This is a genomic window from Mesorhizobium sp. M8A.F.Ca.ET.161.01.1.1 (assembly GCF_004792105.1).
Classification (GTDB): Bacteria; Pseudomonadota; Alphaproteobacteria; order Rhizobiales; family Rhizobiaceae; genus Mesorhizobium.
The window spans coordinates 13,977-40,932 of the sequence record NZ_SRTD01000026.1 but is presented as its reverse complement, the minus strand read 5'-3'; the positions used below and the strand labels follow the sequence as shown (position 1 = coordinate 40,932).

Here is a 26,956-nt window from a genome sequence, read left to right as displayed (position 1 = left end):
CTAAAATGCCGCTTCGCCGGCCGTTTCGGACGGTATTCTTACCAAGATTTAACCCGGGGCAGGCCGCGCCGGACCGGCGAATCAGAGGTTGCGCAGCACGGGCGCCGCCTTGTGGCCGAGCACCCGCCAGGTGCCGGCAAGGCCGATGCCGACCGTGATCACCAGCGAAAAGGCGATTGTGGCGACCGCGACCTCCGGCATGAAATGCGACGGCAAGGCCATGATGCGCGCGACGATGTACCAGGCGGCTGCACCGCCGGCGGCGAGCGCGAAGATCGCGGTGGCGAGCCCGATCAGCATGTATTCCAGCGAGAAGGCCGATATCAGCGTCGTGCGCGTCGCGCCGAGCGTTTTCAGCACCACTGCGTCGTGGATGCGCGCCCGGTTGCCGGCGGCAAGCGCGCCGGCAAGCACCAGAACCGAGGCGATCAGCGCCACGCCGGCCGCCGCCCGGATCGCCGTGCCGAGCTGGCCCACCAGCCGGTTGACGATGTCGAGCGCGTCCTTGACCCGCACCGTCGTCACGGCCGGAAAAGCGCGGGTGACGGCGTTGAGGACGCGCGCGTCATCGGCCGTCGACGCGCTCTTTTCTGTGAGCGTCGCTATCCAGCCATGTGGGGCGCCCGCGAATGTGTTGGGCGAAAACACCATGACGAAGTTGATGCCCATCGTCTCCCATTCGACCTGGCGGAAATTGGCGATCCGGGCCGTGACGTTGCGGCCAAGCACATTGACGGTGACGGTGTCGCCGAGCTTCAGCCCGATTTCCTTGCCTTCCTTGTCGGAAAACGAAACCAGCGGCTCGCCGGCATAATTGTCCGGCCACCATTTGCCCTCGGTCAGTGTCGTGTTTTCCGGCTGCCTGGCGTCATAGGTCAAGCCGCGATCGCCCTTCAGCACCCAGGCGCCCTCGGCCGGCACCTTGACCTTGTCGACATCGACGCCGTTGAGCGCCATCACCCGGCCACGCAGCATCGGCACCCTGGCCAGCGCTCCCCGCGGCGCCTCCTTTGCGATCAGCGCGGAGAAGGCATCGACCTCGCTGCCCTGGATGTCGACGAAGAAGAAGTTGGGCGCCCGCGCCGGCAGGTTGCCGGAGATCTGGCGCCTGAGATTCCCGTCGATCAGCGCCAGCGTCACCAGGAGTGTCAGTCCAAGCCCCAGCGACAGCACCACGGACGGCGTCAGCGCACCGGGCCGGTGGATGTTGCCGATGGCGAGCCTGAGCGCGACAAAGCGCACGCGCGGACTTTTCCTGGCCGCCCATTGCACCAGCGCGCCGACGAGACGCAGCACCAGGAAAGCAAAAATCGTGGCGCCGACGAAGATCGAGGCGATGCGCTGGTCGCCCGAAAACAGGATCGCCAGGGCCGCCAGGAAAAGCGCGATGCCGAGCGCGCAGACGACATAGACGGCGCGCGGCAGGCCACGGCCTTCCAGCCCCATCTCCCGGAACAGCGCGGTCGCCGGCACATCACGGGCGCGGCCGAGCGGCAGCAGCGCGAAAGCGAGCGTCACCAGCAGGCCGAACAGGGCCGCCATGGCGAGTGCGCCGGGATAGAAGCCGCCTCGCGCCGGCACCGGAATGACGGACTGCAGGGCCGCACTTGCGGCAAAGGGCATCAGCGCACCCAGCACCAGGCCGGCGCCGATGCCGATCAGGGCGATGATCAGGATCTGTACGAGGTAGACGGCAAAGACGAAGCCGCCGGATGCCCCCAGGCTCTTGAAAGTGGCGATGACACCGCGCTTGCCGTCGAGATAGGCACGCACCGCGTTGGCGACGCCGACGCCGCCGACCACCAGCGCGGTGAGCCCGACCAGCGTCAGGAACTGCGAGAAGCGTTCGATGTTGGAAGACAACGCCGGGGCGGCATTGCCGCGCGTGCGGATCGACCAGCCGGCCTCCGGAAAATCCCTGGCCGCCTGGTCCTGGATGGCCTTGAGCCGCGCCTCGTCGGCATCGGCGGGCAGCCGGACCTTGTAGGCATTCTCGACCAGGCTGCCCGGCTGGATCAGCCCTGTGGCGGTCAGGCCCTCTGTCGAGATCATCAGCCTTGGCGCGAAGCCGAAGCCGTCGGAGACCGCGTCGGGCTCGGTCACCAGCCTGGCGCGCAGTTCGAAGATGGCGGTGCCGAGCTTCAGCCGGTCGCCGATCTTGAGATGCAGCCGTTCGAACAGAAGGTCGGGTGCCGCAGCGCCGAAAACGCCGAACTGCCCGCTGAACAGTTCCTGCTTCGTCAGCGCCGGTTCGGTTTCCAGCGCGCCATAGAGCGGATAGGCATCGTCGACCGCCTTGGCCTCGACCAGCGCCTGGTCGGATCCGTCGGCCAGGCGCGCCATCGAGCGCATGCCGGCGGTGTGCGAAACGACGCCCAGCCCGTCGAGAAAGCCAAGTTCGGCCTGGCTGGCGTCGCGCTGGTTGATCTGGAAGCGAAGGTCGCCGCCAAGCAGCGTCTGGCCCTGATCGGCGACACCGGCGGTGATGGAGCGGGCCACCGAATTGACGCCGCCGATGGCCGCGACGCCGAGTGCTATGCAGGCGAGGAAGATGAGAAACCCGGACAGGCCGCCGCGCATCTCGCGCAGCGAGAAACGGATGGCGAGCTTCAATGTCCGCGCCAGCGGCATCAGGCAATGACCTTGATCGGCGCCGGCGCTTCGATCCTGCCGGAGCGCATCGACACCTGGCGCGAACAGCGCGCCGCGAGCGCCGGATCATGGGTGACCAGCACCAGCGTCATGCCGCGCTCGGCCGCCTTGGCAAACAGCAGGTCGGCGACCTGCCGCCCCGTCGCCTGGTCGAGATTGCCGGTCGGCTCGTCGGCGATCAGGATGCGCGGCGATGGCGCCAGCGCCCGCGCGATCGCCACGCGCTGCTGCTCGCCACCGGAGAGCTCGCCGGGGTAGTGGGTGACGCGGTCGCTGAGGCCCACGGCCGCCAGTTCCCGCTCCGCCACCGAAAACGGATCCGCGTGGCCGGCCAATTCCAGCGGCACCGCGACATTTTCGAGCGCCGTCATGTTGGGGATAAGGTGGAAGGACTGAAACACGATGCCAATGTTTCGGCCACGAAACGAAGCGATTTGATCCTCGGTCTTGCCGTTGAGCAGTTCGCCGGCGATTCGTACCGTACCCGAATCGACCCGCTCCAGCCCTGCCAGAACCATCAGCAATGTGGACTTGCCGGACCCCGACGGGCCGACGATACCAGTCGCCTCGCCGCGCGCCACCTCGAGGCTGACGCCCTTCAGCACATGGACGGACGAAGCGCCTTCGCCGAGTGTCAGGGATACATCTTTCAGCGCGATGACGGCTTCTGTCAAAATGAAAGCGTCCTATATGGGGAGGGAGGCTCTGCCTGTCGCAAGCCATCGCCGGAAGAATTCTATGTCATATGGGGCTTGCCGCATGTCTTTCAAACGCCGCTTTGCCGCAGGCCTGATCGTTTTCCTCGCCATTTGCGGCGCCATTTCGTCGGCGCGCGCCGAGCCATTCAAGATCGTCGGCTTCGGTGACAGCCTGATGGCGGGGTTCGGTCTTGGCCCGGGCCAGGGTTTTACAGACAAATTGCAGGCCGCCCTTCGCGCCAGGGGCCATGACGTCACCGTCGCCGATGCCGGCGTCTCCGGCGACACCTCCAGCGGCGGCCTGGCGCGGCTCGACTGGTCGGTGCCCGACGGCACGCAACTGGTGATCCTCGAACTCGGTGCCAACGACATGCTGCGCGGCGTTTCGCCCGACATCACCCGGAAGAACCTTGACGCCATGCTGGGCAAGCTCAAGGAGCGCAAGATCGCCGTGCTCCTGACCGGCATGCGCGCCGCGCCCAATCTCGGCGCCGACTACCAGAACGCCTTCGACGCCATCTTTCCGAACCTGGCCGGCAAATACGCTGTGCCGCTCTACCCGTTCTTCCTCGACGGCGTCGCGGGGCAGCCCACCCTGGAGCTCGAGGATGGCCTGCATCCTAACGCGGGGGGTGTCGACCTGATGGTCGAGCGCATCCTGCCGACGGTCGAGAAGGCCATCGCGGCGGCCCCAGGAGGGTCGTGAGGCCGCCAGGAATCGCTTTCCGTTAGGGAAGTTTTTAGCAATGACTGTGACCAATAAACCTCTTGCTCGATCAGGCTATCGATGATTCGCTACAGGTGACAGTTCGATTCGAGGAAGGGAGGCTCTTCATGCCGCGTCTTTTCACCGCCCTCGAAATTCCGCGTGATGCTGCCCTTTCGCTGTCCCTGCTCCGGGGCGGCCTGCCCGGGGCCCGCTGGATCGATGTCGAAAACTACCATCTGACGCTGCGCTTCATCGGCGATGTCGAGGGTCATGTCGCCGACGAGATCGCCAACGCGCTGGACCGGGTGCACCGCCCGTCCTTCTCGCTGACGCTGTCGGGTGTCGGCGCTTTCGGCCAGAAGAAGCCGCACGCCGTGTGGGCCGGCGTCGCCCCATCACCGGATCTGAGCGCCCTGCAGGGCGAGATCGACCGCATCTGCCAGCGGCTCGGCTTGGCCGCCGATCCGCGCAAGTTCACGCCGCACATCACCCTGGCGAGGCTGCGCAATTCGAGCCCGCTCGACGTCGCCCAATATCTGTCGGCGCGCGGCAATTTCTCGACGCTGCCCTTCCGCATCGGCCGCTTCGTGCTGATGTCGTCGCGCGATTCGGTCGGCGGCGGCCCCTATATCGTCGAGGAAGCCTGGCCGCTGTCAGGCGTCGATACCCGCGCCGCCAGCCGTGTCGCCAGCGCCTCGGACGCCTCGCGGATCATGCGGTAGACCGAAGCAAACGCTTCCTGGTCCTCATAATAGGGATCCGGCACATCGCGCGGCTCTCCCTCGGCGAATTCCAGAAACAGGTGGACGCGGTCGCGCACCGCCGCCGGCGCCAGCGCCTTCAGGTCGGCGACGTTGGACCGGTCCATGCCGAGGATCAGGTCGAAGCGGTGAAAATCCGCCGGTGTGATCCTGCGCGCCCGCTGCCCTGAAAGGTCGATGCCGTGGCTCGTCGCGACCGCGATCGAGCGCGGATCCGGGGCGGAGCCGACCTCCCAGCCGCTGGTGGCGGCCGAGTCGAGCACCATATCCCCGCCGTATCCGCGCTCCGCCAGCACGGCGCGAAGGACGCCTTCGGCCAGAGGCGACCGGCAGATGTTGCCGAGGCAGACGAAAAGAATGGAATTTATGGGCTTCGCGATCATGGATCCGGCGCTATGGTGGCGACTTCAGCGCATGCGCAATAGCACGGGAAGCGGACATGACGAGAGAGAAACTGGGTAGGGAAGCCGCCGAAGCAGCGCTGACTGGACTTGACGGCTGGGCGCTGGCACAGGACGGCGCCTCGATCGGCCGCACCTTTACCTTCAATAATTTCTCCGAGGCCTTCGCCTTCATGACCCGCGTCGCGCTCGCCGCCGAGAAGATGGACCATCATCCCGACTGGTCGAATGTCTACAAGACGGTCGACGTGACCTTGAACACGCATGACGCTGGCGGCGTGACGGCGCTCGATATCGAGCTGGCCAAGAAGATGAACCGCTATTTCGGCGGCTGAACACCGGCTGTCCATGCTCTGGGCCGGGCGCGGACCCGCCAAATCGGCACCGGCATCTTGCAGCCGGGTTCGGCTTTCACCACATTTTGATCCGCGAGCATGCGCCAGTCCGCGCATGGGACCCGCAAGGAGAGATTGATGGCGCAACAACCCGGTTTTGACTTCTTCGGCTTTGGCGACAGGCTGGGCGGCGAGGGCGAAGTGCGCGAAAAGTTCTGGCGCACGGCCAAGAAGGCCGCGCGGCAGATTCCGTTCATGGAAGACGTCGTCGCCGCCTATTACTGCGCCATGGACAAGAACACGCCGCTTCGAGCCAAGGGCATATTGGTGGCCGCGCTCGGCTATTTCGTCCTGCCGGTCGACCTCATCCCCGACTTCATCTTCGGTCTCGGCTTCACCGACGACATCGCCGTGCTGACCGCCGCGATCACCGCCGTCAGCGCCCATATCACGCCCGCGCACCGGCAGGCCGCCAAGGACGCCATCGCCGACAAGGGCTGAAGTCCCGCCGCCTCGGCCCGGCTTCTGGATCGGGCGTTCAGCGGCGCGTCAAAAGTCAAACTCTTGCCGTTTTCGTGGCCTCCAAGTCACCAAAGGGACGCCGTGCCGGCCGCTGACAAGGCGGCGGCGCGGAAATGGCGGCGGTTTCCTGGGGTGAGGGTCCTTTTCTCTTGGGAACTTCACCGTTTGGTAACCCAGATTAAATCAAAATGAACCGACGGCAGGACGCCATGCGGCCCGCCTCCGCACCATTTGGAATACGGGAAAAACGATGCGCGGATTGATTGCACTAGTTTCGAGCCTGGTCCTGGCCGCCTCGGCAGCGCCGGCGCTGGCGCAGCAGGCGACCAAGATCGGCCAGCACAATGCCTGGGGCACCTACAGTTACCAGGCGTCGGGCGGCAAGGTCTGCTACGTGCTGACCGTGCCGACCGACAAGCAGCCGCCGACGCTCGACCATGGCGACATGTTCTTCTTCGTCAGCCAGCGGCCCGGCCAGCAGGTATCCTATGAGCCGCAGTTCATCGCCGGCTACAATTTCCAGGAAGGCTCCAAGGCCACCGTCACCATCGACAAGAAGACCTTCTCGATGTTCACGCGCGGAAAATCGGCCTGGGTCGAGAACGCCGCCGAGGAGCCGGTGCTGATCGCGGCGATGAAGACCGGCACCGACATGAAGGTGTCGGCGAAATCGGGCCGCGGCAATCCCACGAACTATGTCTTCTCGCTGAAGGGTATTTCGGCGGCGCTGTCCTCGATCGCCAAGTGCAAATAGGCTATCTTCGTTTTTGAACCAAGGCCGGGCCGCAACGCCCGGCTTTTTGCTTTTCAGCCCAGGCCTGATTCCGGTGCGGCTTCCGCCCGCCGCCGCCGGATCGCATCGGCGACGAAGACCCGCGACAGCGCGTGATAGAGCGGCTCGTGCGAAATCAGGCGCGCCGTGCCGTAGCCCAGCATCGAGGCCAGCATCAGGCCGATGACATTGTCGTGATTGCCGGTCATTTCGAGGATGATGACGAAGGCCGTCATCGGCGCCTGCACGACCCCGGCGAAATAGCCGGCCATGCCGAGCAGCGCCGCGACGCCGGCGCTGCTGCCGAACACCAGGCCGAGCGAACTGCCGATGCCGGCGCCGACCGCCAGCGAGGGCGCGAAGATACCGCCAGGAATTCCTGAAATCATCGATAGCAGGCCGGCTGCGAATTTCTCGGCAAAGAAGAACCAGGGCAGGGGCGTGCCTTCGACGGCGCTGCGCGCCTGCACGTAGCCGGTGCCGAAGGTCAGCCCGCCCGAGACGATGCCGATCACCGCCACGGCCAGCCCGCAGACGGCCGCCACCAGCAGCGCGCGCCACAGCGGCTGCAGCGCGTTCCAGCGCCGGATGCGCCGCGTCGCCTTCAGCGCCAGCAACGAGAACAGGGCGCCAAAGCCGCCGCCGATGACGCCGCAGACGATCACCAGCGGCCAGTCGGCGGCAAACGAGATCGTGTCCTTGGACACGCCGAAATAGGTGTAGTTGCCGAGCACGCCAAGCGAGGCGAGGCCGGCCAGGATGACCGCCGTCAGCACCAGCCCGTTGGTGCGCGCCTCATAGGTGCGGCCCATCTCCTCGATGGCGAAGACGATGCCGGCAAGCGGCGTGTTGAACGCGGCGGCGATGCCGGCGGCCGATCCGGCCAGGATCAGGCCGCGCGCCTGCGCCATGCCGCCCCAGCGTGCCGCCTGCAGCATCAGCGACGCGCCGACCTGCACGGTCGGCCCTTCGCGGCCGATGGAAGCGCCGCAGAACAGGCCGACCAGCGTGAGGGCTATCTTGCCCGCCACCAGCCGCAGCGACAGGATATGGCTGCGGTCATCATCGTCGCGCAGATGCCGGGCGGCGATCGCTTGCGGAATGCCGCTGCCTTGCGAGCCCGGAAAGAAGGCGTGCGCCAGCCATGCGCACAGGACAAAGCCGAGCGGCGTGATCGCCAGCGGCAGATAGAAACGCCAGCCGCCATCATTGCCGATCACCGCATGGAACAGCGCCTGTGCCTTGTCGGCCAGCACGGCAAACAACACGCTGATCAGGCCGATCGAGATCGCACCCGCCCAGAACACCAGGCGCGGCTGCCAGACACGCCGCGATGCCCACATGGCGCGCGAACGCCGCAGCATGGGATGTCTTCGCGATTGGCCGGCCATGTCTGTCCTCGTGGGGAAACCCCAGCCGTAACACAGGCACGATGCCAATCAAGCAATAGTCTGATGATCGGACCGGGACCAAAGGGCCGCGATGTTGGGCGTCCGCTCGCGGGCATGGTTCACAAAGCGCATAAGCCCCCGTTCCATCGAAGTGAGAACTGCCCGTCCCGCCGGCCTCCAAGCCGGCGGGCAAGCGCTCGCGAGATCGTCACATGGCCATTTTTTCACATTCGGCCTGGGCCTTCTTGGTCGACGTATCGATCATGTAGGCCTTGCCCTTGGCGTCGGTCATCATCATCATGCAATGCTTGATGGGCTTGGCCATTTTCATCATGTCGGCGCTCATCTTCGCGTCCGGCATCATGGTGCCCATGTGCCCGTCCGGCATGATCGCCGTCACCTGGCCCCCTTTCATCATGGTCATGGTGCCCATCGTATCCTCGGCAAACGCCTGCGAGGCGCAAAGAGCGGCGACGCCGGCAATGACGGCGAGTTTGATCGATTTCATTCTGCATACTCCCATTGTGCGGGGGCACAGTTGCCCCATTTCAGGGTTCGCCGATGGCTCGCCAGCCGTTACGCCAACACGAATATGTGATCGATCGCGCGCCGGCAAACAGCACCAGCCAGGCGCGGCTTGTCCACCGCGACCCGGCGGCGGGACAGGCCGCCCGATCGCCCGCGGCATGACTCTGCCGCCAAGCTGTGCTATGCGCCGCGCTTGACATCGGGCCGATGGATGAAATCGGCCGTAAACCGCTTATATCAGTGGAACCATGACCCTTTCACTCGACCTTACCGCCGAAGGCGCCCGCGACGCCTTGCGCGCTCGCCCCGTGCAGACAGAAAAGCCCTCGCTGATTGGCCTGACACGAGCCGAACTCGGCGAGGCTCTCGTCGCTTCAGGCATCGTGCCGGAGCGTCAGGCAAAAATGCGCGCCCAGCAGCTCTGGCACTGGATGTATGTGCGCGGCGTTTCCGACTTTGCCGGCATGTTCAACATCTCCAAGGACCTGCGCGCCGAGCTCGACAGGCATTTCACCGTCGCCCGGCCAGAAATCGTCGAGGAGCAGATTTCCGCCGACGGCACCAGAAAGTGGCTGTTCCGCTTCCCGCCGCGCGGCGCCGGCCGGCCGGTCGAGATCGAAACCGTCTATATCCCCGAGGAAGGCCGAGGCACGCTCTGCATCTCCTCGCAGGTCGGCTGTACCTTGACCTGCTCGTTCTGCCACACCGGCACGCAGAAGCTGGTGCGCAACCTGACGGCGGAAGAAATCCTGGCGCAGTTGCTTACCGCGCGCGACCGGCTCGGCGACTTCCCCGACCGCGACACGCCCGACGGCGCCATCGTGCCGGCCGAAGGCCGCAAAGTCTCCAACATCGTCATGATGGGCATGGGCGAGCCGCTCTACAATTTCGAGGCGGTGAAGAAGGCGCTGCTGATCGCCTCCGACGGCGACGGCCTGTCCCTGTCGAAGCGCCGCATCACGCTGTCGACCTCCGGTGTCGTGCCGGAAATTTTCCGCACCGGCGAGGAGATCGGCGTCATGCTGGCAATCTCGCTGCATGCCACCAATGACGATCTGCGCGACTTGCTGGTGCCGATCAACAAGAAGTATCCGCTGAAGGAGCTGATCGCCGCCTGTCGTGCCTATCCCGGCCTGTCGAACGCCAGGCGCATCACTTTCGAATATGTGATGCTGAAGGACGTCAACGATTCCATCGAGGACGCCAAGGGCCTGATCAAGCTGCTCAAGGGCATTCCGGCCAAGATCAACCTGATCCCCTTCAACCCGTGGCCGGGCACCAATTACCAGTGCTCGGACTGGGAGACGATCGAGAAATTCGCCGACTACATCAACAATGCCGGCTATGCCTCGCCGATCCGCACGCCGCGCGGCCGCGACATCCTGGCCGCCTGCGGCCAGCTGAAGTCGGAATCGGAGCGCATGCGCAAGGTCGACCGGCTGGCGCTGGAGGCCATGATGATCGCGGGGCACGGCGAGGTGTGAGCCGTCTCGTCGCCGGCCTCACGCGCCTCGCCATAATAGCAGTCGGCTACGTCGCCGCCGTGCTGACCTCTATCCTGGTGCCTGTGCTGCTGATCGTTCTTCTGGCCGGGATCGAGGACGGCAACTGGTCGATCATTTTCACATTCGACTGGCTGGCCTCCTTCCCGCTCGCCGTGCTGACCGTGGCGATCTGCGCGCTGCTGATCGTCGGTCCCGCGATCTTCCTCGCCGAACGGCTGGCGCTGCGAGGATGGTTCTACTTCGCCGTCACGGGTGCGGTCACGTCGATCGCCTTCGGTGTTTTTGTCCCTGGCTCGGCAGGAGGCTTCGTTTTCAACCCGGGCTTCCTCGGTTTTCTGGCCGCGGCCGGTGTTGCCGCCGGCTGGGTCTACTGGCTTCTGGCTGGACACAAGTCCGGGCATCTCACGGGACGCGACCCCCCATGACCCGTCTCGTCGCCTATATCGTGCGCTTCGCCGTCATCCTGTTCGGCTACGCCGTCGCCGCGCTGGCGGCGAGCGCCTTCCTCAACATCCTGTTCCTGGCCTCGCTCGGCTACGCGCCGGCGCAAGCCCATCCGGCGGCGGCGGCATCGCTCTATTTTTCCATTCCTTTCGTCGCCCTGTTCGTCGCTTATTTCGGCTTCATGCCGGCCGCCGTCGTCATCCTGATTGCCGAAATCCTGGGCCGGCGCGACTGGCTGTTCTACGCGCTGGCGGGCGCGCTGGTGGCGGGGGTTTTCCTCGGCCTCGTCGACAATGTCCGCGAATCCGCTTTCGCGGTCACCGAGACCAGCGCCATCATGGCCGTCATTGGCGGCGGCATGGTCGGCGGCATCTTCTACTGGCTCAGCGCCGGGCGCTGGGCGGGAAGCTGGTGGGTCGAGAAAGCCCCTACTTCGCCTGGGCCGTCAGGATCTTGAGCGCGAAGGCCGAGAACACGCCGGCGAAGAGATAGTCGACCACCCGCGTCACGCGCGGGCTGGCCTTCATCGCCGCCGAGAATTTTTCCGCCGCCAGCACCATCGGCACCGTCACCGGGATCGACAGGACGATGAACATGGCGCCGAGGAAGAACAGCTTCCCGGGCGCGTTCGGATCGTGCGCGGAGACGAATTGCGGCAGGAAGGTCATGAAGAACAGAATGACCTTCGGGTTGAGCAGGTTGACGCCGATCCCCGCCGCCCAACTGCGCAGCAGCGAAATCCGCGGGCCTGTCTTCTTCTCCGGCGAGAAGGCCGAGCCCTTGGCGATCGCCTGCCAGGCCAGGAAGACGAGATAGCCGGCGCCAAAGATCTTCAGCACGAAGAAAGCCATCGGCGAGGCGACGATCAGCGCCGAGACGCCGACCACCACCAGCGTGGTGTGGATCAGCGTGCCGCACAACGCGCCGGCCATCGAGGCAAATCCGGTGGCCCGCCCCTGGCTCAGCGTGCGCGAGACGAACAGCGTCATGTCGGGGCCCGGCGTGATCGCCAGGATCACGGTGGCGATCGCGAACTGGATCAGCGTGGTCGTATCGGGAATGAAGGACATGCAAGGCCTCGGGAAGGTCCCGAGCCTATACAAGATACGCCGCGCCGACGCCAGATGCGCAGGCGGGAGTATCCTCCCGCGGCGGGGTTTTCTAAGCCGCCGACAGATCGATCTCGGCCAGCGAATGGGCGGCCGCTCCGGTCAGCAAAATCTGGTCGATCGGCTTGGGGCGGCCGAGGAAGTAGCCTTGCGCCTCGTTGCAGCCTTCCACTTGCAGGATGGTGAGCTGGACATGCGTCTCGACACCTTCGGCAAGCACCGGAATGTCGAGGCTGCGCCCCAGTGTTAGCACCGCGCGGATGATCGCCTTGGCCTGTGGACTGCGCTCGACATCGGCCATGAAGGAACGGTCAAGCTTGATCTTGTCGAACGGAAACGAGCGCAGCGTGTCGAGCGACGAATAGCCGGTGCCGAAATCGTCGATCGCGATCGTCACGCCCAGCGCCTTGATCTGGCGCAGCACGTGCAGCGTGCGGACCTTGTCGGCGACGATCGTCGATTCGGTCAGCTCCAGTTCGAGGCGCCTCGGCGACAGGCCGGTTTCGACCAGGATCTGGTGGACGAGCTTGGCGAGATCGGCATGGGCGAGCTGCACCGGCGACAGGTTGACCGCGATCTTGTGACCCTTGTCCCAGGACGCTGCCTGGCGGCACGCGGTGCGCAGCACCCATTCGCCGATCGCCAGGATCGAGCTATTCTCCTCGGCGATCGGAATGAATTCGGCGGGCGGGATCATGCCATGCACCGGATGGGTCCAGCGCAGCAACGCCTCGTAGCCGCAGGTGGCGCCGGTCGAGACCGAAGTCTGCACCTGGTAGTGGAGCGTGAGTTCGCCACGTTCGATGGCCTGGCGAAGGTCGGTGGCCAGGGCGCGCCGTGCCCGCGCCGTCTCGTCCATGGCCGATTCGTAGAAACAGACGGCCCGCGCCACGTCGTTCTTGGCCCGGTACATGGCCAGATCCGCATTGCTGACCAGCCTCTCCCGGTCGGCCCCGTCACGCGGATAGACGGCGACGCCGATGCTGGCGCCGGTAACGGTCTCGAAATCGTCGAGCAGCAGCGGCTCGAACAGGGACTTCTCCAGGCGTGAAACCAGGCCGAGCAGCTCGTTCTGGTCCTTGAATTGCTTGATGGCGGCGAATTCGTCGCCGCCGAGCCTGGCGACGAACTCGCCGTCGCCGGTCAGTTTCGCCAGCCTGCGGGCGATGATCTTGAGTGCCTGGTCGCCGGCCGCATGGCCCCTGAGATCGTTGATCTCCTTGAAGCGGTCGAGATCGATGACGATGACGGCCGTCATCGCGCCTCCCTCGCGTGCCCGCTCGATCTCATGGTCGAGGCGGTCGTTGAAGGAGACCCGGTTGGCGAGACCTGTCAGCGCATCGTTGAGGGCAAGGTGCTGCAGTCGCTCGAAGCTCTCGAGCCGGCCGCGTTCGTCGATCAGGTAGCTGGCAAAGCCTGTGGCCGCGACGATCAGGCCGACCACGGCGACGGCGACGGCCATCGCTTCGAGGATATCGGGATTGGTGCCCGTGGTGATGAAGGAGAGCGGCGTCACCGCCACCGCGGCCATGGCCGTGAAATGCAGGCCGACGATCGCCAGCACCAGCAATCCAATGCCGAGATAGTGCGACCAGCGATATGGCCGGCGCTCCGCCTGGCCGATCGCCACGGCGGAGAACGCCATCGCGATCAGCAGCGAAGCGACCACATAGCGGGCGTCCCATTCGACGATGCCGGCCACGTGATAGGCGATCATGCCGGTATAGTGCATGGCACAGATTGCCAGCCCGACAAGGCATCCGCCCCATTCCGGCGCTAGGCCGCGGCTTTTGTCGAGGGCAAGACCGAAACCCGCCCCGGTTCCAACCATGGCGATGACCAGGGATATCATGGTGAGCGCCGGATCGAAGGTGATCGGCGCGCCGGGCTGATAGGCCAGCATGGCGATGAAATGCGTACACCAGATCGAAGAGCCGGCCGCGACCGCGGTCAGGAACAGCCAGCCCCGCATCTGCATGCCGACGGTCTTCCTGGCGCGATCCAGGAGACCGATCGTCACCCAGCAGCCGGTGACGCACATCAGCGCGGCCAGCAGGACAAGCCACAGATTATGCTCCGTGACGATGCAGGATATAACGCGCATCGAGGATGACCCAAGCCCGAGGATACCCGCGACGAACGGGCAAAAGCCGCTTCGGCGCCAACATGCGGCCAGGCGGCTCTGTCTTGGTTGTTTAGCGGCTGGGGGTGAAAACTTGATTAAATACGGTATATAAATGCAGCCACTGATTGTAGCAGGTTGTTTCCCCAACCCGTTCGGCTGCCCCGCCATTGGCTGGATCAGAAGGCTGGCGCCGCCTGCGCTTGCTCGCTTTGCGGTTCCTGCTAAAAGGCGCTCCGACAATCCGTGACGCCATTGCCTCAAGCGTCCGCTTTTCGACGGAGCAGAAATGTCCAAGACCAAAGACGTCAAGAAGGTCGTGCTCGCCTATTCCGGCGGCCTCGACACATCCATCATCCTGAAATGGCTGCAGACCGAACTCGGCGCCGAAGTCGTCACCTTCACCGCCGATCTCGGCCAGGGCGGCGAATTGGAGCCGGCGCGCAAGAAGGCCGAGATGATGGGCATCAAGGACATCCGCATCGTCGACGTGCGCGAGGAATTCGTCGCCGACTTCGTCTTCCCGATGTTCCGCGCCAACACCGTCTACGAAGGCACCTATCTCTTGGGAACCTCGATCGCGCGGCCGCTGATCTCCAAGCACCTGGTCGACATCGCCAGGGAGACCGGCGCCGACGCCATCGCGCATGGCGCCACCGGCAAGGGCAACGACCAGGTCCGCTTCGAGCTTTCGGCCTATGCGCTCAACCCCGACATCAAGGTGATCGCGCCATGGCGCGACTGGTCGTTCAAGTCGCGCACCGACCTGATCAACTTCGCCGAACAGCATCAGATTCCCGTGGCCAAGGACAAGCGCGGCGACGCGCCGTTCTCGGTCGACGCCAATCTTCTGCACTCCTCTTCCGAGGGCAAGGTGCTGGAAGATCCATGGAGCGAGCCGCCGGAATTCGTCCACCAGCGCACCGTGTCGCCGATGGACGCCCCGGACGCCGTCACCGAGATCGAAATCGAGTTCCTCAAGGGCGATCCGGTCGCGCTCAACGGCAAGAAGCTGTCGCCGGCCACCATGCTGGCCGCCCTCAACGATCTCGGCCGCGACAATGGCATCGGCCGACTCGACCTGGTCGAGAACCGTTTCGTCGGCATGAAATCGCGGGGCGTGTATGAAACGCCCGGCGGCGCCATCCTGATCGTGGCCCATCGCGCCATCGAATCGATTACGCTCGACCGGGGTGCGGCGCACCTCAAGGACGAGTTCATGCCGCGCTACGCGGAACTCATCTACAACGGCTTCTGGTTCTCGCCCGAGCGTCTGATGCTGCAGGCGATGATCGACAAGAGCCAGGAAGACGTCGAAGGCACGGTGCGGCTGAAGCTCTACAAGGGCAACGTCATGGTCACCGGCCGCAAGTCGAAGAAGACGCTCTATTCCGACGCGCTGGTCACCTTCGAGGACGACCGTGGCGCCTACGACCAGAAGGACGCCGCCGGCTTCATCCGCCTCAACGCGCTGAGGCTGCGGACTTTGGCCGCGCGCAACCGCAACAGCTAGACGGAATGCGCTGTCCCGGCCGATGCCTGGTGCCGCTGGTCCTTCTGGCGGCCCCAGCCATGGCCGGGGATTTCGACCCTGGCCCGCTCGACCTTGCCGCGCTGATCGAGTGCCGGGTCGACGTGCCCAGCTACAACGGCTTTGCCCTCTGGCTGGCAGGCGAGCCCAGCGTGGCGGACACGCTCGGCTGGAAAGAAGTTCCGTCAGGCAATCCGTTCCTGCGCCAATACAGCTTGCCCGCCCCGGTCCACGTCTTCGGGCGCGAGACCGGAGCGATCGTCTTTACCGCGACGGGCCCGATGGCGGTGCTTGACGGCATCGCCGCGCCCGACCTCGCCCGCCAGCTCGACGTCCCTGCGACGGTCTCGACGCCTGGCAAATTCCTCGGCGAGAAGGTCGTGGCCGAAAACACAGAGGAAGCCGGCGGCGTGAGCCTTGTCACGCGCATCACGCTCAACGTCTCGACGGTCGAGTCCCATCCCGGCAAGGCGCTGGCCGGCTGCTCCTATGCGCTCGACGTGAAATGAAAAACCCAGCGCGGAGGCCGGGTTCTTCGTTCAATACCGTAAGTTCGATCAGTTGGCGTCGATCGCGTCGGCGATGCGGGCGATGGCTTGCTGATAGACGTTTGCCGAATTCCAGCCGGCAATCGCGCCCATATTGGCGCTCGCGCTCGCGCCGGCCCGCCAGCCATGACCCTTGAGGTAGTTGGCGGTGGAAGCCAGCGCGGTGGCCTTGTCGCGCAGGTTTCCGTTGCCGACCGCATATTTCAAGACATTTCCGGGCAGGAACTGCGTGTGGCCGACCTCGCCATGCATGGCGCCGACCGACGACGAGGTCAACGCGCCGCGGTCAACCAGCTTCAGGGCCGCGATGGCATGCGGGTGGAAATAGTCCGGACGGCGGCAATCATAGGCAAGCGTCAAGATGGCGGAGACCGTGTTCTGGTTGCCCATCGAGGCACCGAAGCCGGTTTCCATGCCCCAGATGGCGAGCAACACGCCCGGCGACACGCCGTAATTGGCTTCGATCTGGTTGAACAGCGCCGCGTTCGACTTCTTCAGCGAACGGCCCTTGGAAATGATCGCCGACCCGCCACGGCGTTTCATGAAATCGTCCACCGAGCCGCTGAAAGCCTTGTGGATGGCGCGGTCCGCGGAGATCGTCCTCGTTGCGTAGGTCGCGCCCGCCAGAGCGGCCAGGCCCCTCGACCCGACACCCTCGGACTTGGCCTCGGCGGCGAAATCCTGCTTCCAGGCGTCGAAGCCGGCGCCGGTCTTGCCGCAACTGGCCGCCGCCTGCGCGCCCGTTGCCAGCCCAAGCACCGCCACCATTGCGGCCGCTAAAATCCTACCCTTGGCAAGAAATGCCATGTTGTTCTCCTGATTGCCTGATTCACGTCCCGATTGCGAATTTGCCAGCGAAACGCGCATTTGTCACCGTCTGTGGCGCGATGCTGGCGAATGCCGGGGAATTTGCCTACGATCAAGTGATTATTATGGCGAGGCCAGGCATGAGAGACGTTGATGCCGGCCGTGGACAGCATCGGCGGGGCGGCCGGACCGGCGAAGCGAAATAGTCTCGATGGAGTGCGGAACGCCGGCCGGTGGTTCGCGTTTGGGCACGGGCCGCCATGCATCCTATGCCTTCCTGATGAATTGAGACCGACATGAAACTTTTCGACTGCCCGCATTGCGGCCACCGTCTCTATTTCGAGAACGCCCAATGCCTGAACTGCCGCAGTCTCGTGCTCTACGATCCCGAAGGCGCGCACTTTGTCTTGTCCGGCGTCGATGGCGCCATCCAGTGCACCAACGCCGACGAATGCGCCTGCAACTGGATGGCCGAGCCGGGGCAGGTCTTCTGCCGTGCCTGCGTGCTGAACCAGCTGATCCCCGACCTCTCCGTCGACGGCAACCGCCGCCGCTGGATCCGTGTCGAGGCGGCGAAGAAGCGCGCCATCTATTCGCTGCTCGCCTTCGGCCTGCCGGTCGCGCCCAAGCAGAGCCCGACGGACGAAATCGGGCTGGCCTTCGACTTCCTCGCCGATCCGATCGGTGGCGGCCCGGGCGGCGAACGGATTCTCACCGGTCACGACAACGGCCTGATCACGCTGAACGTCGCGGAGGCCGATTCAGCCGAGCGTGAAAGACGTCGCATCGAGATGGGCGAGAACTACCGCACCTTGCTCGGCCATTTCCGCCACGAGCTCGGCCATTATTACTGGGACCGGCTGATCCGCGACGATCCGCAAAGGCTGGAGGCCTTCCGCGCTCTGTTCGGTGACGAACGCGCCGACTACGAACAGGCGCTGAAGGTTTACTACGCCAACGGCGCCGCGCCCGACTGGCAGCAAAACCACATCTCGGCCTACGCCACCTCGCATCCATGGGAGGACTGGGCCGAGACCTGGGCTCACCACCTGCACATCACCGACACGCTGGAGATGGTCCATGCCCTGAATTTCCCGCTCGGCCGGCTGGAGACGGTGGAGGCGAACGAATTGCCGCAGGGCGACACCGGCGGCGGGCTGCAGGCTGCGCCTTCGGAGCCTGCAAGCACGCCCGAGCCCTTCGACAGGATCCTTGTCCGTTGGCTGGTGCTGTCGGAAGCCTCCAATTCGATCAACCGCTGCATGGGCCTGCCCGATCTCTACCCCTTCGTCATTTCGGACGTGACGGCGCAAAAACTGGCCTTTGTTCACGACCTTGTGACCGATTTGCCGAAAGGCGCGGGAACAAATCGTGAGTTGGCTCGCGCACTTTAGCCGGAACGCATGCGCCGCTGCCCCGTTTTCACAGCCGAGGGGTCACGAAAACGGAGAGTACCCATGAAATCCTTATTGTTTCCCGCAATAGCCGGGATGCTGACCGCAATGTCTGGCGCCGCATTGGCCGATACCGCTGTCTCGGCGGTCACCGATCTCAATGTGCGCGCCGGTCCGGGTCCGCAATATCCGGTGATCGGCGTGCTCGCCGCGGGCCAGTCGGCGACGCTCAACGGCTGCATCGAAAACAGCAAATGGTGCACCATCGCCGAAGCCGGCGGCCAGGGCTGGGTTTATTCCGACTACGTCACCGCCGATTTCGGCGGCAGCCGTGTGGTGCTAACGCAGCGCCGCTCCGCTGTCGCCGTCGTCTCGCCGCCGGAGGACATCGGCAACTACTCCACCGACTATACCGGCGCGATCATTTCCAGTGATCCTGTCGTAGGCGAGTTCCCCGCGCCGCCGGCCGCGGTGCGGACCTATGTCGACACCCACCGGCTGGACCCCGTCTATCTCGACGGCGAGGTGGTCACCGGCGCGACCCTGCCAGACACGGTCGAGCTGCGCGAAATTCCTGACTACAACTACCGTTATGTCTATGTGAACGGCCAGCGCGCGCTGATCGATCCGCAGACACGGCGCATCATGTACGTGGTGCGTTGATAGACGCCGGCGGTCGCCGTCGCGGCCGCTGGCGACACCTGGGTTGGCGATCGGGGCAAGCCGGCCAGCGCCGGGTGTCGCGGCCGCCGGTTTGCGCCTGTCCCTGCTGATATCGATTCCGATTCCCGAGGCCATCGGCTAGATCAAGCAGCTATGGATTGGGATCGAGGACAAGCGTGACAATCGACGACACCGCCTTCGAGCGCTATCGCAACACCCCGAACGCCAGGACGACCTTGCCACGCCTGTTGCTGGGAACGCTGATCGTCGTCCCGTTCTGGGGCGCCACGACCGCGGCGGTGCTGTTCGGCGGCAGCCATGTTTACTTCGCCTGGCAGGCGGCGGCTTCGCCATACGGCATGGAGGGCTTCCTTGCTTCGCCCGTCGGCATCCTCAGCGCGCTCACCTCTTTCGCCGGTATCTGGATCGGCCTGTGGATCGCCATGCGCTGGGTGCATGGCGAGCCGCTGTCGGCCCTCCTCGGCACTGGCCGCCGCGTATCGCGACCGGGCTTCCTCAAGGGGCTGATCGCGGTGCTGATCACCTCGGCTTTGTCCGAAATCCTGCTCTATTTGCTGGAGCCGGGGATCGTTCGCGGCACGATCAGCCTGTCGTCCTGGCTGTTGTTCGCGATCCCGATCGTCGCGCTCGTCGTGCTGCAGACCTCGTCGGAAGAGGTGCTGTTTCGTGGCTACCTGCTGCGCGGCCTGGCCAACCGGTTCCGCAACCCTTTCATCTGGGGGCTGCTGCCCGGCCTGCTGTTCACCTCGCTGCACTGGAGCGGCGGCTCCTCGGCCGCCATCAACGCCTGCGTCCTGGTCTCGATCGCCGCTTTCGCGCTGCTTCTGACGCTCGTGGTCTATGCCACCGGCAATCTCGGCGCGGCACTTGGCGTTCATCTCGGCAACAACCTGACCGGCTTCCTGCTGATCTCGCATCAGGAGAGCTACAATTCCTTCGCCTTGTTCACCGCCAAGCCGCTCGAAGGGCCGGGCTGGATGATGTCGGATGCCATTCTCATTGCCCTCATCGGCATCGCCTGCAGCCTGCTGACGATTGTCTTGCTGCTGCATCCGCGCTCGCCGCTGAGGGTTACGGCCGAGGTTACGGACGGCGCGCGTGCGGCCTGATCGCGGCCCGGGAAACGGCGTGACGCGGGCCTTGCCTTGACTCTCGCGCCGATTTCCTGTCTACAGCCCTCGAATTCCGCGACGAGTATCCCTCCGAGCAAGCCGACCAGGACGCCGAAGCCTCTTTGAGGCCAAGTGCTGTAAACAGATCCTGGAGGCCAACACCCGGCAGCGCTGTGCGCCCCCGGGTGCTTTTTGGTTTTGGGCTTTTGCTTGGACTGGCTTTTGCTTGGAGACTGGGCGCGAACGCATTACCTCTCGGATCGAATGAACCGGGATCGAAGGAAGCAAGATGTTTGAATCGCTGCAGGAGCGCCTTGGCTCCATCCTGAACGGCCTGACCGGCCGCGGCGCGCTGTCGGAGGCGGATGTCTCGGCGGCGTTGCGCGAGGTGCGCCGTGCGCTGCTCGAGGCCGACGTGGCGCTGGAAGTGGTGCGTTCCTTCACCGACAAGGTGCGCGAGAAGGCCGTCGGCGCGGCGGTGCTGAAGTCGATCAAGCCGGGACAGATGGTCGTCAAGATCGTCCATGACGAGCTGGTCGACATGCTCGGCGCCGAGGGCGTCGCCATAGACCTCAACGCGCCGGCCCCGGTCGTCGTCATGATGGTCGGCCTGCAGGGCTCCGGCAAGACGACGACTTCGGCCAAGATCGCCAAGCGCCTGACCGAGCGGCAGAACAAGAAGGTCCTGATGGCCTCGCTCGACACGCGGCGCCCCGCCGCGCAGGAGCAGCTGCGCCAGCTCGGCGAGCAGGTCAAGGTCGCGACGCTGCCTGTGATATCAGGCCAGAACCCGCTCGATATCGCCAAGCGCGCCGTGCAGGCGGCCAAGCTCGGCGGCCATGACGTCGTCATCCTCGACACCGCCGGCCGCACCCATATCGACGAGCCGCTGATGGTCGAGATGGCCGACATCAAGAAGGTGTCGAGCCCGCACGAAATCCTGCTGGTCGCCGACTCCCTGACCGGCCAGGACGCCGTCAACCTGGCGAAAAGCTTCGACGAGCGCGTCGGCATCACCGGCCTGGTGCTGACCCGTATGGACGGCGACGGCCGTGGCGGCGCCGCGCTTTCGATGCGCGCCGTCACCGGCAAGCCGATCAAGCTGATCGGCACCGGCGAGAAGATGGACGGGCTGGAGGAATTCCACCCCAAGCGCATCGCCGACCGCATCCTGGGCATGGGCGACATCGTCTCGCTCGTCGAGAAGGCGGCGGAAAACATCGACGCCGAGCAGGCGGCGGCGATGGCCAAGAAGATGCAGTCGGGCAAGTTCGACCTGAACGACCTTGCCCAGCAGCTTCAGCAGATGTCGAAAATGGGCGGCATGGGCGGCATCATGGGCATGATGCCCGGCATGGGCAAGATGAAGGACCAGATGGCCGCCGCCGGTCTCGACGACAAGATGTTCGGCCGCCAGCTCGCCATCATCTCCTCGATGACCAAGGCCGAGCGCGCCAATCCCGACATGCTGAAACACTCGCGCAAGAAGCGCATCGCCGCCGGCTCCGGCACCGATGCCGCCGAGATCAACAAGCTGCTCAAGATGCATCGCGGCATGGCCGACATGATGAAGGCGATGGGCGGCAAGGGCAAAGGCGGCGGCTTGATGCGCGGCATGATGGGCGGTCTTGCCTCCAAGATGGGCCTCGGCGGCATGATGCCTGGTGGCATGGGCGGCATGATGGGCGGCGGCATCCCCGATCTGTCGAAGATGGACCCCAAGCAGCTCGAAGCCTTGCAGAAGCAGGCGCAGGCCGCCGGCCTCGGCGGCATGAAGGGCTTGCCCGCCCCGGGCGGCGCTGGCCTGCCGGGCTTGCCCGGCGGCATGAAACTTCCGGGGCTGCCCGGCCTTGGCGGCGGTGGCGGTCTGCCGGGTCTGGGCAAGAAGAAGTGAGGACAAGGATGAACGAAGAAAAGGACATGGCCGACGCCCGCATCATCCTGGCCGGCTACCGCGCCTCGATCGACAACATCGATGCAGCCCTCATCCATATGCTGGCCGAGCGCTTCCGCTGCACCAAGGCGGTCGGCGTGCTCAAGGCCGAGCATGGCCTGCCGCCAGCCGACCCGGCGCGCGAGCAGCAGCAGATCGCGCGTCTCCGCCAGCTGGCGCATGACGCGCATCTCGACCCCGATTTCGCGGAGAAATTCCTCAACTTCGTCGTCCGCGAAGTGATCCGCCACCACGAACAGATCGCCGCTTCGAGCAGCGGCGGGTCAAAAAACGCGCTGCCAACGGCGTGACGAAAACCGGCTGATGACCAGCCTCGATTAATCAACGAAATCAGAGCTTTTAGGAGAAAAGAAAATGGCACTGAAGATCCGACTGGCCCGTGCGGGCTCGAAGAAGCGTCCTTACTACCACGTCGTCGTCGCCGACGCCCGTTCGCCCCGCGACGGCCGGTTCATCGAGTCGCTCGGCTCGTGGAATCCGCTGCTGCCGAAGGACGGCGAGCGCATCAAGGTCGACGCCGACCGCGTCAAGCATTGGCTGTCGCACGGCGCCCAGCCGACCGACCGCGTGCTGCGCTTCCTCGATGAAGCCGGCCTTGCCAAGCGCGAAGCCCGCTCCAACCCGAAGAAGGCCGAGCCGGGCAAGAAGGCGCAGGAGCGCGCCGCGCTGCTGAAGAAGGCGCAGGAAGACGCCGCTGCCGCCGTCGCCGCGGCCACTGCCGCACCGGCCGAAGCGGAAGCCGCCACGGCGGAGTAATCGCTTCCTATTCCTTGCGGAAACAGAACGGCGGGCCTGTGCCCGCCGTTTTGCTGTGTTCAATCTTGGTCGCCGATCAATAGCCGCTTGGGCAGCGATCGACATAGGTGCGACCGTAGCGGTCGCGGTACCGGCATTGGCCGCTTTCGCTGGCATGGCCGATCAGCGCCCCGGCCACCGCGCCGACAGCGCCGCCGACGACTGCGCCCTGCACCGGGTCACCAGCCACCGCTGCGCCGACCGCGGCACCGCCAAGGCCACCGACGGCCGCGCCTTTCTCCGTTTGCGAACAGGCGCCGAGCGCCGTCGTCAGCACCAGAATGGTCAGGATTTTCTTCATTTGTCGTTCCTCTCACATGCGGGTCGCCGTCTCGCCGCCAAGGGCTTAACTCTCAGGCGGCTAATTTGATCCCGAGAGAATCAAGATCGCCACGGCAGCCAGCAGCGGGTGGCGCGGAACCGCTATCGGCTGAGCGGGATCAGAGCGCGCACCCTGGGATCGCGCAGATAGAGGCCGCCCCACAGGATGATGCCGAGATAAACGCCGAACAGCGTGTGCGAAAACAGCGGATTGCCGATACGCGCATTGGTGGCGATGGCGCCGCCCATATAGGCGGTGAGCAGGATGGCGCCGAGCACGGAGGTGCGCGGCAGTGCGTAGAGCGCGGTCGAGACCAGGCCGATAACACCCAGCAGGCGCGCGACGTTGGCGTCGGCCGGCCAGCCGAGCGGCACCATCGTCTGGGTGACGATATCGAGCGGCGGCAACTTGATGGCGCCGTCGAAGATCATGAACAGGACGATGAGGCCGCTGAGCACGCGGCCGGTCCACAAGGCGCCGGATGAGACGGGCGCGATTTCGGAAATGCTCATTGGTTTCCCTCCGGTTGGTTAGCCCCTTTTCAGCGGGGTCGAACCAAGGACGTGCCGTGAGGCGTCGGTCCGACAAGTGTCCGGATTCTTTGACGATGCGGCCCTACGAGAAGTAAAACTTTTCGGCCGGCAGCATCTTTGGCGGCGTTTCGCCCAGGGCCTCGAACACAGAGATTTCACAGACCCGGCACAGGCCGTCGAGCGCGAGGTCGTTGGCTTCGGTGCCGAACGGATCCTCGAGTTCTTCCGAAAGCGCGTCGAGGCCGAAGAAGGTGTAGGCGATCAGCGCGGTGAACAATGGCGTCGCCCAGCCGGTGGTCGAGATCAGGCCGATCGGCAACAGCAGGCACACGATGTAGGCCGTGCGGTGGACCAGCAGCGTGTAGGCGAAGGGCAAGGGCGTGCCGGCGATCCGCTCGCAGCCGGCCTGGATGGCGGTGATTGATGCCAGCCTCTCATCCAGGATGCGGAAACCAATCGTGTCGAACTCGCCAATTTGGCGCTGCGCGTTGGCGCGGCGGCCCATGCGCCTGACCATCTCGTCCGCCGGATTGGCGAAACGCGCCGCCGTCTCGGCTTCTGCCTCGATGAAGGCACGGACGTCCTTGACGCTGTCGATCCTGCGCAACTGGCCGCGCAGGAAATGACAGAAGGCCAACGCCTCCATCAGCAGGGCGCGTTGCTCGGTCCGATCGGGGATGAGGCTGGTCGTGGCGCGGGCCAGATTGCGGATTTCGAAGACCAGCGCGCCCCACAGCTTGCGCGCCTCCCACCAGCGGTCATAGGCGGCGTTGTTGCGAAACGACAGATAGATCGACAAGGTGACGCCGACCAAGCCGAAGGGTGTGATGTTGAAGACGCCGAGATCGAGCTGGAACCAGCGCGCCACGACGAGGATGACGACCGAATAGATCGCGAAGCCGAAAATCTGCGGCAGGATGCGTGGCACCACCGAGCCGCGCATGATGAAGAACAGCTGCAGGAAGGTGGGGCGCGGACGGACGATCATTGGGGGGCCTTTCACGGGCCGGCGTCGGCCCTCAGATCCTCTATTGTGCGATGCGCCAGATGCGCAAGCTCAGCCGCCAGCGACGTCGTCATGTCGTCCATACGGTGTGCGGACTACCGGTGTGTGCTGGTTACGGATATTGAGAAACCTGCGGCCCTCCCGATACAGGCGAGAAAAATGACCGGCGAGACCGATCTGAGGACTCTGTTGGCGTCGATGACGCCGGAATTGCTTGATGGCACCTATGTCTTTGCCACGCTGGAGCCCGGCGTTGCGCAGCCCGAAGGCCTGGAGCCGGTGATGGTGTTTCGCGAGCGCGAAGGCACGACCCTGATCGTGACCGAGGAAGCCGCCCGGACGATGGGGCTGGCGGCCTCGTTCCGCTGCCGGATGATCACGCTGAACATCCACTCCTCGCTGGAAGCGGTCGGCTTCCTTGCCGCCATCACCGCGCGCCTCGCCGCCGCCGGCATGGGCGTCAATCCGGTCTCGGCTTTCTATCACGACCATCTGTTCGTGCCGGCCGAGCGGGCGGAAGAGGCGATGGCATTGTTGCTAAGGCTGGCGGAGGACAGCGCGACCTGAAATCAGCGCCTGCGGACATAAAGAATGTCCGGCAACCCTTCCTCGTTGGTCGTGCCATCGCCGAATGCCTTCGCCTGGAACCCATGACGCTCATAGAACCGCCGGGCGCCGGTATTGGCCTGGAAGCAATGGAGTTTGACTTGAGGCAGCGCGGCGGTCGCGTCCATCAGCAGCCGGCGGCCGATGCCTTGCCCGGTCGATGCCGGGTCGAGATAGAGCTGTTCCACCCAATCGCCGATGACGGCGATGAAGCCGACAATGTCGGCGCCGTCCTCAGCGACCGTGACCTGCTGGTTGGGCAACACGATATCACGGACGAAGAAAAGGTCTTCCTCCGGTGTGTGCAACACTGGCATCCAGTCGAACGCGTTGAGCGACGCGCGCATGGTCTTGGCGATGGCGGCGGCATCGGAAGCGGTGGCCGCTCGCAGCAAGACTTCAGGAAAATTGGACATCCCGGCCCGGCCCCTCATCCGCCCTTCGGGCACCTTCTCCCCGTGAACGGGGAGAAGGGAGCTAACGGCCGAAGGCCGAGCCCGCGACCGCGGGCAGCGGTCGTCCGGCGCCCCCGCGGAGGGCCAGCCGCGGCAGCGGCGGTGCGGCCCGTGAGCGAAAAATTATGCCGCCTTCTTCTTCGGCTGGATCAGGCCGCGCTCGACCAGCAGCTCGGCGATCTGCACCGCGTTCAGGGCCGCGCCCTTGCGCAGATTGTCGGAGACGATCCACATCGACAGGCCGTTGTCGATGGTCGAATCCTCACGGATGCGCGAGATGAAGGTGGCGTCCTCGCCGGCCGATTCGAGCGGCGTGATGTAGCCGCCGTCCTCGCGCTTGTCCAAGACCTGGCAGCCCGGCGCCTCGCGCAGGATGTCGCGCGCCTCGTCGGCGGTGATCGGCTTTTCGAACTCGATGTTGACCGCTTCCGAATGGCCGATGAACACCGGCACGCGCACGCAGGTCGCCGTCAGCTTGATCTTGGGGTCGAGCATCTTCTTGGTCTCGGCGACCATCTTCCATTCTTCCTTGGTGGAACCGTCGTCGAGGAAGACATCGATATGCGGAATGACATTGAAGGCGATGCGCTTGGTGAACTTCTTGACGTCGACCTGGTCGGCGACGAACACCGCGCGTGTCTGCGTGAACAGTTCGTCCATGCCTTCCTTGCCGGCGCCCGACACCGACTGGTAGGTGGCGACGACGACGCGCTTGATGGTGGCGGCGTCATGCAGCGGCTTCAGCGCCACGACGAGCTGCGCCGTCGAGCAGTTCGGGTTGGCGATGATGTTCTTGCGCGTGAACAGCGAGATCGCGTCCGGATTCACTTCCGGCACGATCAGCGGCACGTCCTGGTCGTAGCGGAAGGCCGACGAATTATCGATGACGACGCAGCCCTGCTTGCCGATCTTCGGCGACCATTCCTTGGAGACATTGCCGCCGGCCGACATGATACAGATGTCCGTGTCGGAAAAATCATACTGGTCGAGCGGCCTGACCTTCAGCGTGCGGTCACCGAACGACACTTCCGTGCCCATGCTTCGCCGCGAGGCCAGCGCCACGACTTCGCTGACCGGAAAGCCGCGCTCTTCCAGTATGTTGAGCATTTCCCGGCCCACATTGCCCGTGGCGCCGACGACTGCAACCTTGAAACTCATAGAAATCTCCTGTCCCTCTCCGCTTGGTTTTTGGAGAAAACCCGCCGGCCAAGTGCGGGTTCCGTCCCCCGGGCCGGACCCGGGAGAGGGTGGTTAGGCCAA

At 64.9% G+C, this 26,956-nt stretch carries 30 protein-coding genes; 17 read left to right on the top strand and 13 right to left on the bottom strand.

Annotated features, from left to right (window positions below; translation table 11 throughout):
* Positions 1-81: 81 nt before the first annotated feature.
* Together EN804_RS32700 and EN804_RS32695 are read right to left on the bottom strand one after the other, a co-directional pair.
* Positions 82-2,631, bottom strand: coding sequence for an ABC transporter permease (locus EN804_RS32700; RefSeq protein ID WP_135922171.1), 2,550 nt, complete (start codon positions 2,629-2,631; stop codon positions 82-84).
* Positions 2,631-3,326: an ABC transporter ATP-binding protein gene (locus EN804_RS32695; RefSeq protein ID WP_135883781.1), complete on the bottom strand. Its 696-nt coding sequence runs from the start codon at positions 3,324-3,326 to the stop codon at positions 2,631-2,633. Before EN804_RS32695 ends, EN804_RS32700 begins: the two co-directional genes overlap by 1 nt.
* 85 nt (positions 3,327-3,411) lie before the next feature.
* Between EN804_RS32695 and EN804_RS32690 the strand changes: the two genes are divergently transcribed.
* Positions 3,412-4,056 (top strand): arylesterase, encoded by a 645-nt coding sequence (locus EN804_RS32690; RefSeq protein WP_135922170.1) that lies wholly within the window; start codon positions 3,412-3,414, stop codon positions 4,054-4,056.
* Positions 4,057-4,184: 128 nt separating this feature from the next.
* On the top strand, positions 4,185-4,781 hold the full coding sequence (gene thpR / locus EN804_RS32685) for an RNA 2',3'-cyclic phosphodiesterase (protein ID WP_135883779.1): 597 nt from the start codon (positions 4,185-4,187) through the stop codon (positions 4,779-4,781).
* Here thpR and EN804_RS32680 read toward each other — a convergent pair.
* A complete protein-coding gene (locus EN804_RS32680) occupies positions 4,685-5,203 on the bottom strand; it encodes a low molecular weight protein-tyrosine-phosphatase (RefSeq protein WP_135922169.1) in 519 nt (172 codons plus the stop codon). The genes thpR and EN804_RS32680 overlap by 97 nt on opposite strands.
* A gap of 56 nt (positions 5,204-5,259) precedes the next feature.
* Here EN804_RS32680 and EN804_RS32675 point away from each other — a divergent pair, with 56 nt between their 5' ends.
* From EN804_RS32675 to EN804_RS32665, 3 genes are all read left to right on the top strand, one after another.
* Complete coding sequence (locus EN804_RS32675; protein WP_127278703.1) at positions 5,260-5,556, top strand: 4a-hydroxytetrahydrobiopterin dehydratase; 297 nt, start codon at positions 5,260-5,262, stop codon at positions 5,554-5,556.
* 138 nt (positions 5,557-5,694) lie between these two features.
* On the top strand, positions 5,695-6,057 hold the full coding sequence (locus EN804_RS32670) for a YkvA family protein (RefSeq protein ID WP_127278702.1): 363 nt from the start codon (positions 5,695-5,697) through the stop codon (positions 6,055-6,057).
* 271 nt (positions 6,058-6,328) lie between these two features.
* Positions 6,329-6,832: an invasion associated locus B family protein gene (locus EN804_RS32665; protein ID WP_127278701.1), complete on the top strand. Its 504-nt coding sequence runs from the start codon at positions 6,329-6,331 to the stop codon at positions 6,830-6,832.
* 53 nt (positions 6,833-6,885) lie between these two features.
* Here the strand turns inward: EN804_RS32665 and EN804_RS32660 are convergent, their stop codons facing one another.
* On the bottom strand, positions 6,886-8,241 hold the full coding sequence (locus tag EN804_RS32660; RefSeq protein ID WP_135922168.1) for a chloride channel protein: 1,356 nt from the start codon (positions 8,239-8,241) through the stop codon (positions 6,886-6,888).
* 208 nt (positions 8,242-8,449) lie between these two features.
* Entirely contained in the window at positions 8,450-8,749 is a 300-nt protein-coding gene (locus EN804_RS32655; RefSeq protein ID WP_135863461.1) for a hypothetical protein, read from the bottom strand.
* 268 nt (positions 8,750-9,017) lie between these two features.
* Here EN804_RS32655 and rlmN point away from each other — a divergent pair, with 268 nt between their 5' ends.
* Genes rlmN through EN804_RS32640 form a run of 3 tightly spaced genes read left to right on the top strand, consistent with a single transcriptional unit; the run spans position 9,018 to position 11,175 of the window.
* The gene (rlmN, locus tag EN804_RS32650; protein ID WP_135922167.1) at positions 9,018-10,253 is read left to right on the top strand and encodes a 23S rRNA (adenine(2503)-C(2))-methyltransferase RlmN; all 1,236 of its coding nucleotides are present in this window, start codon (positions 9,018-9,020) and stop codon (positions 10,251-10,253) included.
* Positions 10,250-10,699, top strand: a complete 450-nt coding sequence (locus EN804_RS32645; protein ID WP_135863465.1) for a hypothetical protein — start codon at positions 10,250-10,252, stop codon at positions 10,697-10,699. The genes rlmN and EN804_RS32645 overlap by 4 nt, the downstream gene beginning before the upstream one ends.
* Positions 10,696-11,175 carry a hypothetical protein gene (locus tag EN804_RS32640; RefSeq protein ID WP_135922166.1) on the top strand — a complete coding sequence of 160 codons (480 nt, stop codon included), beginning with the start codon at positions 10,696-10,698 and terminating at the stop codon, positions 11,173-11,175. The genes EN804_RS32645 and EN804_RS32640 overlap by 4 nt, the downstream gene beginning before the upstream one ends.
* Here the strand turns inward: EN804_RS32640 and EN804_RS32635 are convergent.
* On the bottom strand, positions 11,147-11,788 hold the full coding sequence (locus tag EN804_RS32635) for a LysE family translocator (protein ID WP_127280596.1): 642 nt from the start codon (positions 11,786-11,788) through the stop codon (positions 11,147-11,149). The genes EN804_RS32640 and EN804_RS32635 overlap by 29 nt on opposite strands.
* 91 nt (positions 11,789-11,879) lie before the next feature.
* Positions 11,880-13,931 carry a bifunctional diguanylate cyclase/phosphodiesterase gene (locus EN804_RS32630; RefSeq protein WP_246693518.1) on the bottom strand — a complete coding sequence of 684 codons (2,052 nt, stop codon included), beginning with the start codon at positions 13,929-13,931 and terminating at the stop codon, positions 11,880-11,882.
* Between the two features lie 307 nt (positions 13,932-14,238).
* Between EN804_RS32630 and EN804_RS32625 the strand changes: the two genes are divergently transcribed.
* Positions 14,239-15,462 carry an argininosuccinate synthase gene (locus tag EN804_RS32625; protein WP_127872787.1) on the top strand — a complete coding sequence of 408 codons (1,224 nt, stop codon included), beginning with the start codon at positions 14,239-14,241 and terminating at the stop codon, positions 15,460-15,462.
* A gap of 5 nt (positions 15,463-15,467) precedes the next feature.
* A complete protein-coding gene (locus EN804_RS32620; RefSeq protein WP_135916555.1) occupies positions 15,468-15,989 on the top strand; it encodes a hypothetical protein in 522 nt (173 codons plus the stop codon).
* 48 nt (positions 15,990-16,037) lie between these two features.
* Here the strand turns inward: EN804_RS32620 and EN804_RS32615 are convergent, their stop codons facing one another.
* The gene (locus EN804_RS32615; protein ID WP_127872785.1) at positions 16,038-16,835 is read right to left on the bottom strand and encodes a lytic transglycosylase domain-containing protein; all 798 of its coding nucleotides are present in this window, start codon (positions 16,833-16,835) and stop codon (positions 16,038-16,040) included.
* A gap of 296 nt (positions 16,836-17,131) precedes the next feature.
* Here EN804_RS32615 and EN804_RS32610 point away from each other — a divergent pair, with 296 nt between their 5' ends.
* The 6 genes from EN804_RS32610 (at position 17,132) to rpsP (ending at position 22,735) form a co-directional block, all read left to right on the top strand.
* Entirely contained in the window at positions 17,132-18,229 is a 1,098-nt protein-coding gene (locus EN804_RS32610) for a putative zinc-binding metallopeptidase (protein ID WP_135922164.1), read from the top strand.
* Positions 18,230-18,292: 63 nt separating this feature from the next.
* The gene (locus EN804_RS32605) at positions 18,293-18,892 is read left to right on the top strand and encodes a DUF1236 domain-containing protein (protein WP_127280417.1); all 600 of its coding nucleotides are present in this window, start codon (positions 18,293-18,295) and stop codon (positions 18,890-18,892) included.
* 176 nt (positions 18,893-19,068) lie between these two features.
* Positions 19,069-20,022 (top strand): type II CAAX endopeptidase family protein, encoded by a 954-nt coding sequence (locus EN804_RS32600; RefSeq protein ID WP_135922163.1) that lies wholly within the window; start codon positions 19,069-19,071, stop codon positions 20,020-20,022.
* A 292-nt stretch (positions 20,023-20,314) separates the two neighbouring features.
* Positions 20,315-21,919: a signal recognition particle protein gene (gene ffh, locus EN804_RS32595; RefSeq protein WP_135922162.1), complete on the top strand. Its 1,605-nt coding sequence runs from the start codon at positions 20,315-20,317 to the stop codon at positions 21,917-21,919.
* An 8-nt stretch (positions 21,920-21,927) separates the two neighbouring features.
* The gene (locus EN804_RS32590) at positions 21,928-22,269 is read left to right on the top strand and encodes a chorismate mutase (RefSeq protein ID WP_135883770.1); all 342 of its coding nucleotides are present in this window, start codon (positions 21,928-21,930) and stop codon (positions 22,267-22,269) included.
* A gap of 64 nt (positions 22,270-22,333) precedes the next feature.
* A complete protein-coding gene (rpsP, locus tag EN804_RS32585; protein ID WP_127279014.1) occupies positions 22,334-22,735 on the top strand; it encodes a 30S ribosomal protein S16 in 402 nt (133 codons plus the stop codon).
* 76 nt (positions 22,736-22,811) lie between these two features.
* On the opposite strand, the gene EN804_RS32580 is transcribed toward rpsP, so the two are convergent.
* From EN804_RS32580 to EN804_RS32570, 3 genes are all read right to left on the bottom strand, one after another.
* Entirely contained in the window at positions 22,812-23,075 is a 264-nt protein-coding gene (locus EN804_RS32580; protein ID WP_127279015.1) for a YMGG-like glycine zipper-containing protein, read from the bottom strand.
* A gap of 122 nt (positions 23,076-23,197) precedes the next feature.
* Positions 23,198-23,608: a DoxX family protein gene (locus EN804_RS32575; protein ID WP_135922161.1), complete on the bottom strand. Its 411-nt coding sequence runs from the start codon at positions 23,606-23,608 to the stop codon at positions 23,198-23,200.
* A gap of 103 nt (positions 23,609-23,711) precedes the next feature.
* On the bottom strand, positions 23,712-24,617 hold the full coding sequence (locus tag EN804_RS32570) for a bestrophin family ion channel (RefSeq protein WP_127872780.1): 906 nt from the start codon (positions 24,615-24,617) through the stop codon (positions 23,712-23,714).
* Positions 24,618-24,794: 177 nt separating this feature from the next.
* On the opposite strand from EN804_RS32570, the gene EN804_RS32565 reads away from it, so the two are divergent.
* Positions 24,795-25,202, top strand: a complete 408-nt coding sequence (locus tag EN804_RS32565) for an ACT domain-containing protein (RefSeq protein ID WP_135922160.1) — start codon at positions 24,795-24,797, stop codon at positions 25,200-25,202.
* A 2-nt stretch (positions 25,203-25,204) separates the two neighbouring features.
* On the opposite strand, the gene EN804_RS32560 is transcribed toward EN804_RS32565, so the two are convergent.
* Together EN804_RS32560 and EN804_RS32555 are read right to left on the bottom strand one after the other, a co-directional pair.
* Positions 25,205-25,657 carry a GNAT family N-acetyltransferase gene (locus EN804_RS32560; protein ID WP_135922159.1) on the bottom strand — a complete coding sequence of 151 codons (453 nt, stop codon included), beginning with the start codon at positions 25,655-25,657 and terminating at the stop codon, positions 25,205-25,207.
* A gap of 162 nt (positions 25,658-25,819) precedes the next feature.
* Positions 25,820-26,854 (bottom strand): aspartate-semialdehyde dehydrogenase, encoded by a 1,035-nt coding sequence (locus tag EN804_RS32555; protein ID WP_127279020.1) that lies wholly within the window; start codon positions 26,852-26,854, stop codon positions 25,820-25,822.
* Positions 26,855-26,956 lie beyond the last annotated feature (102 nt).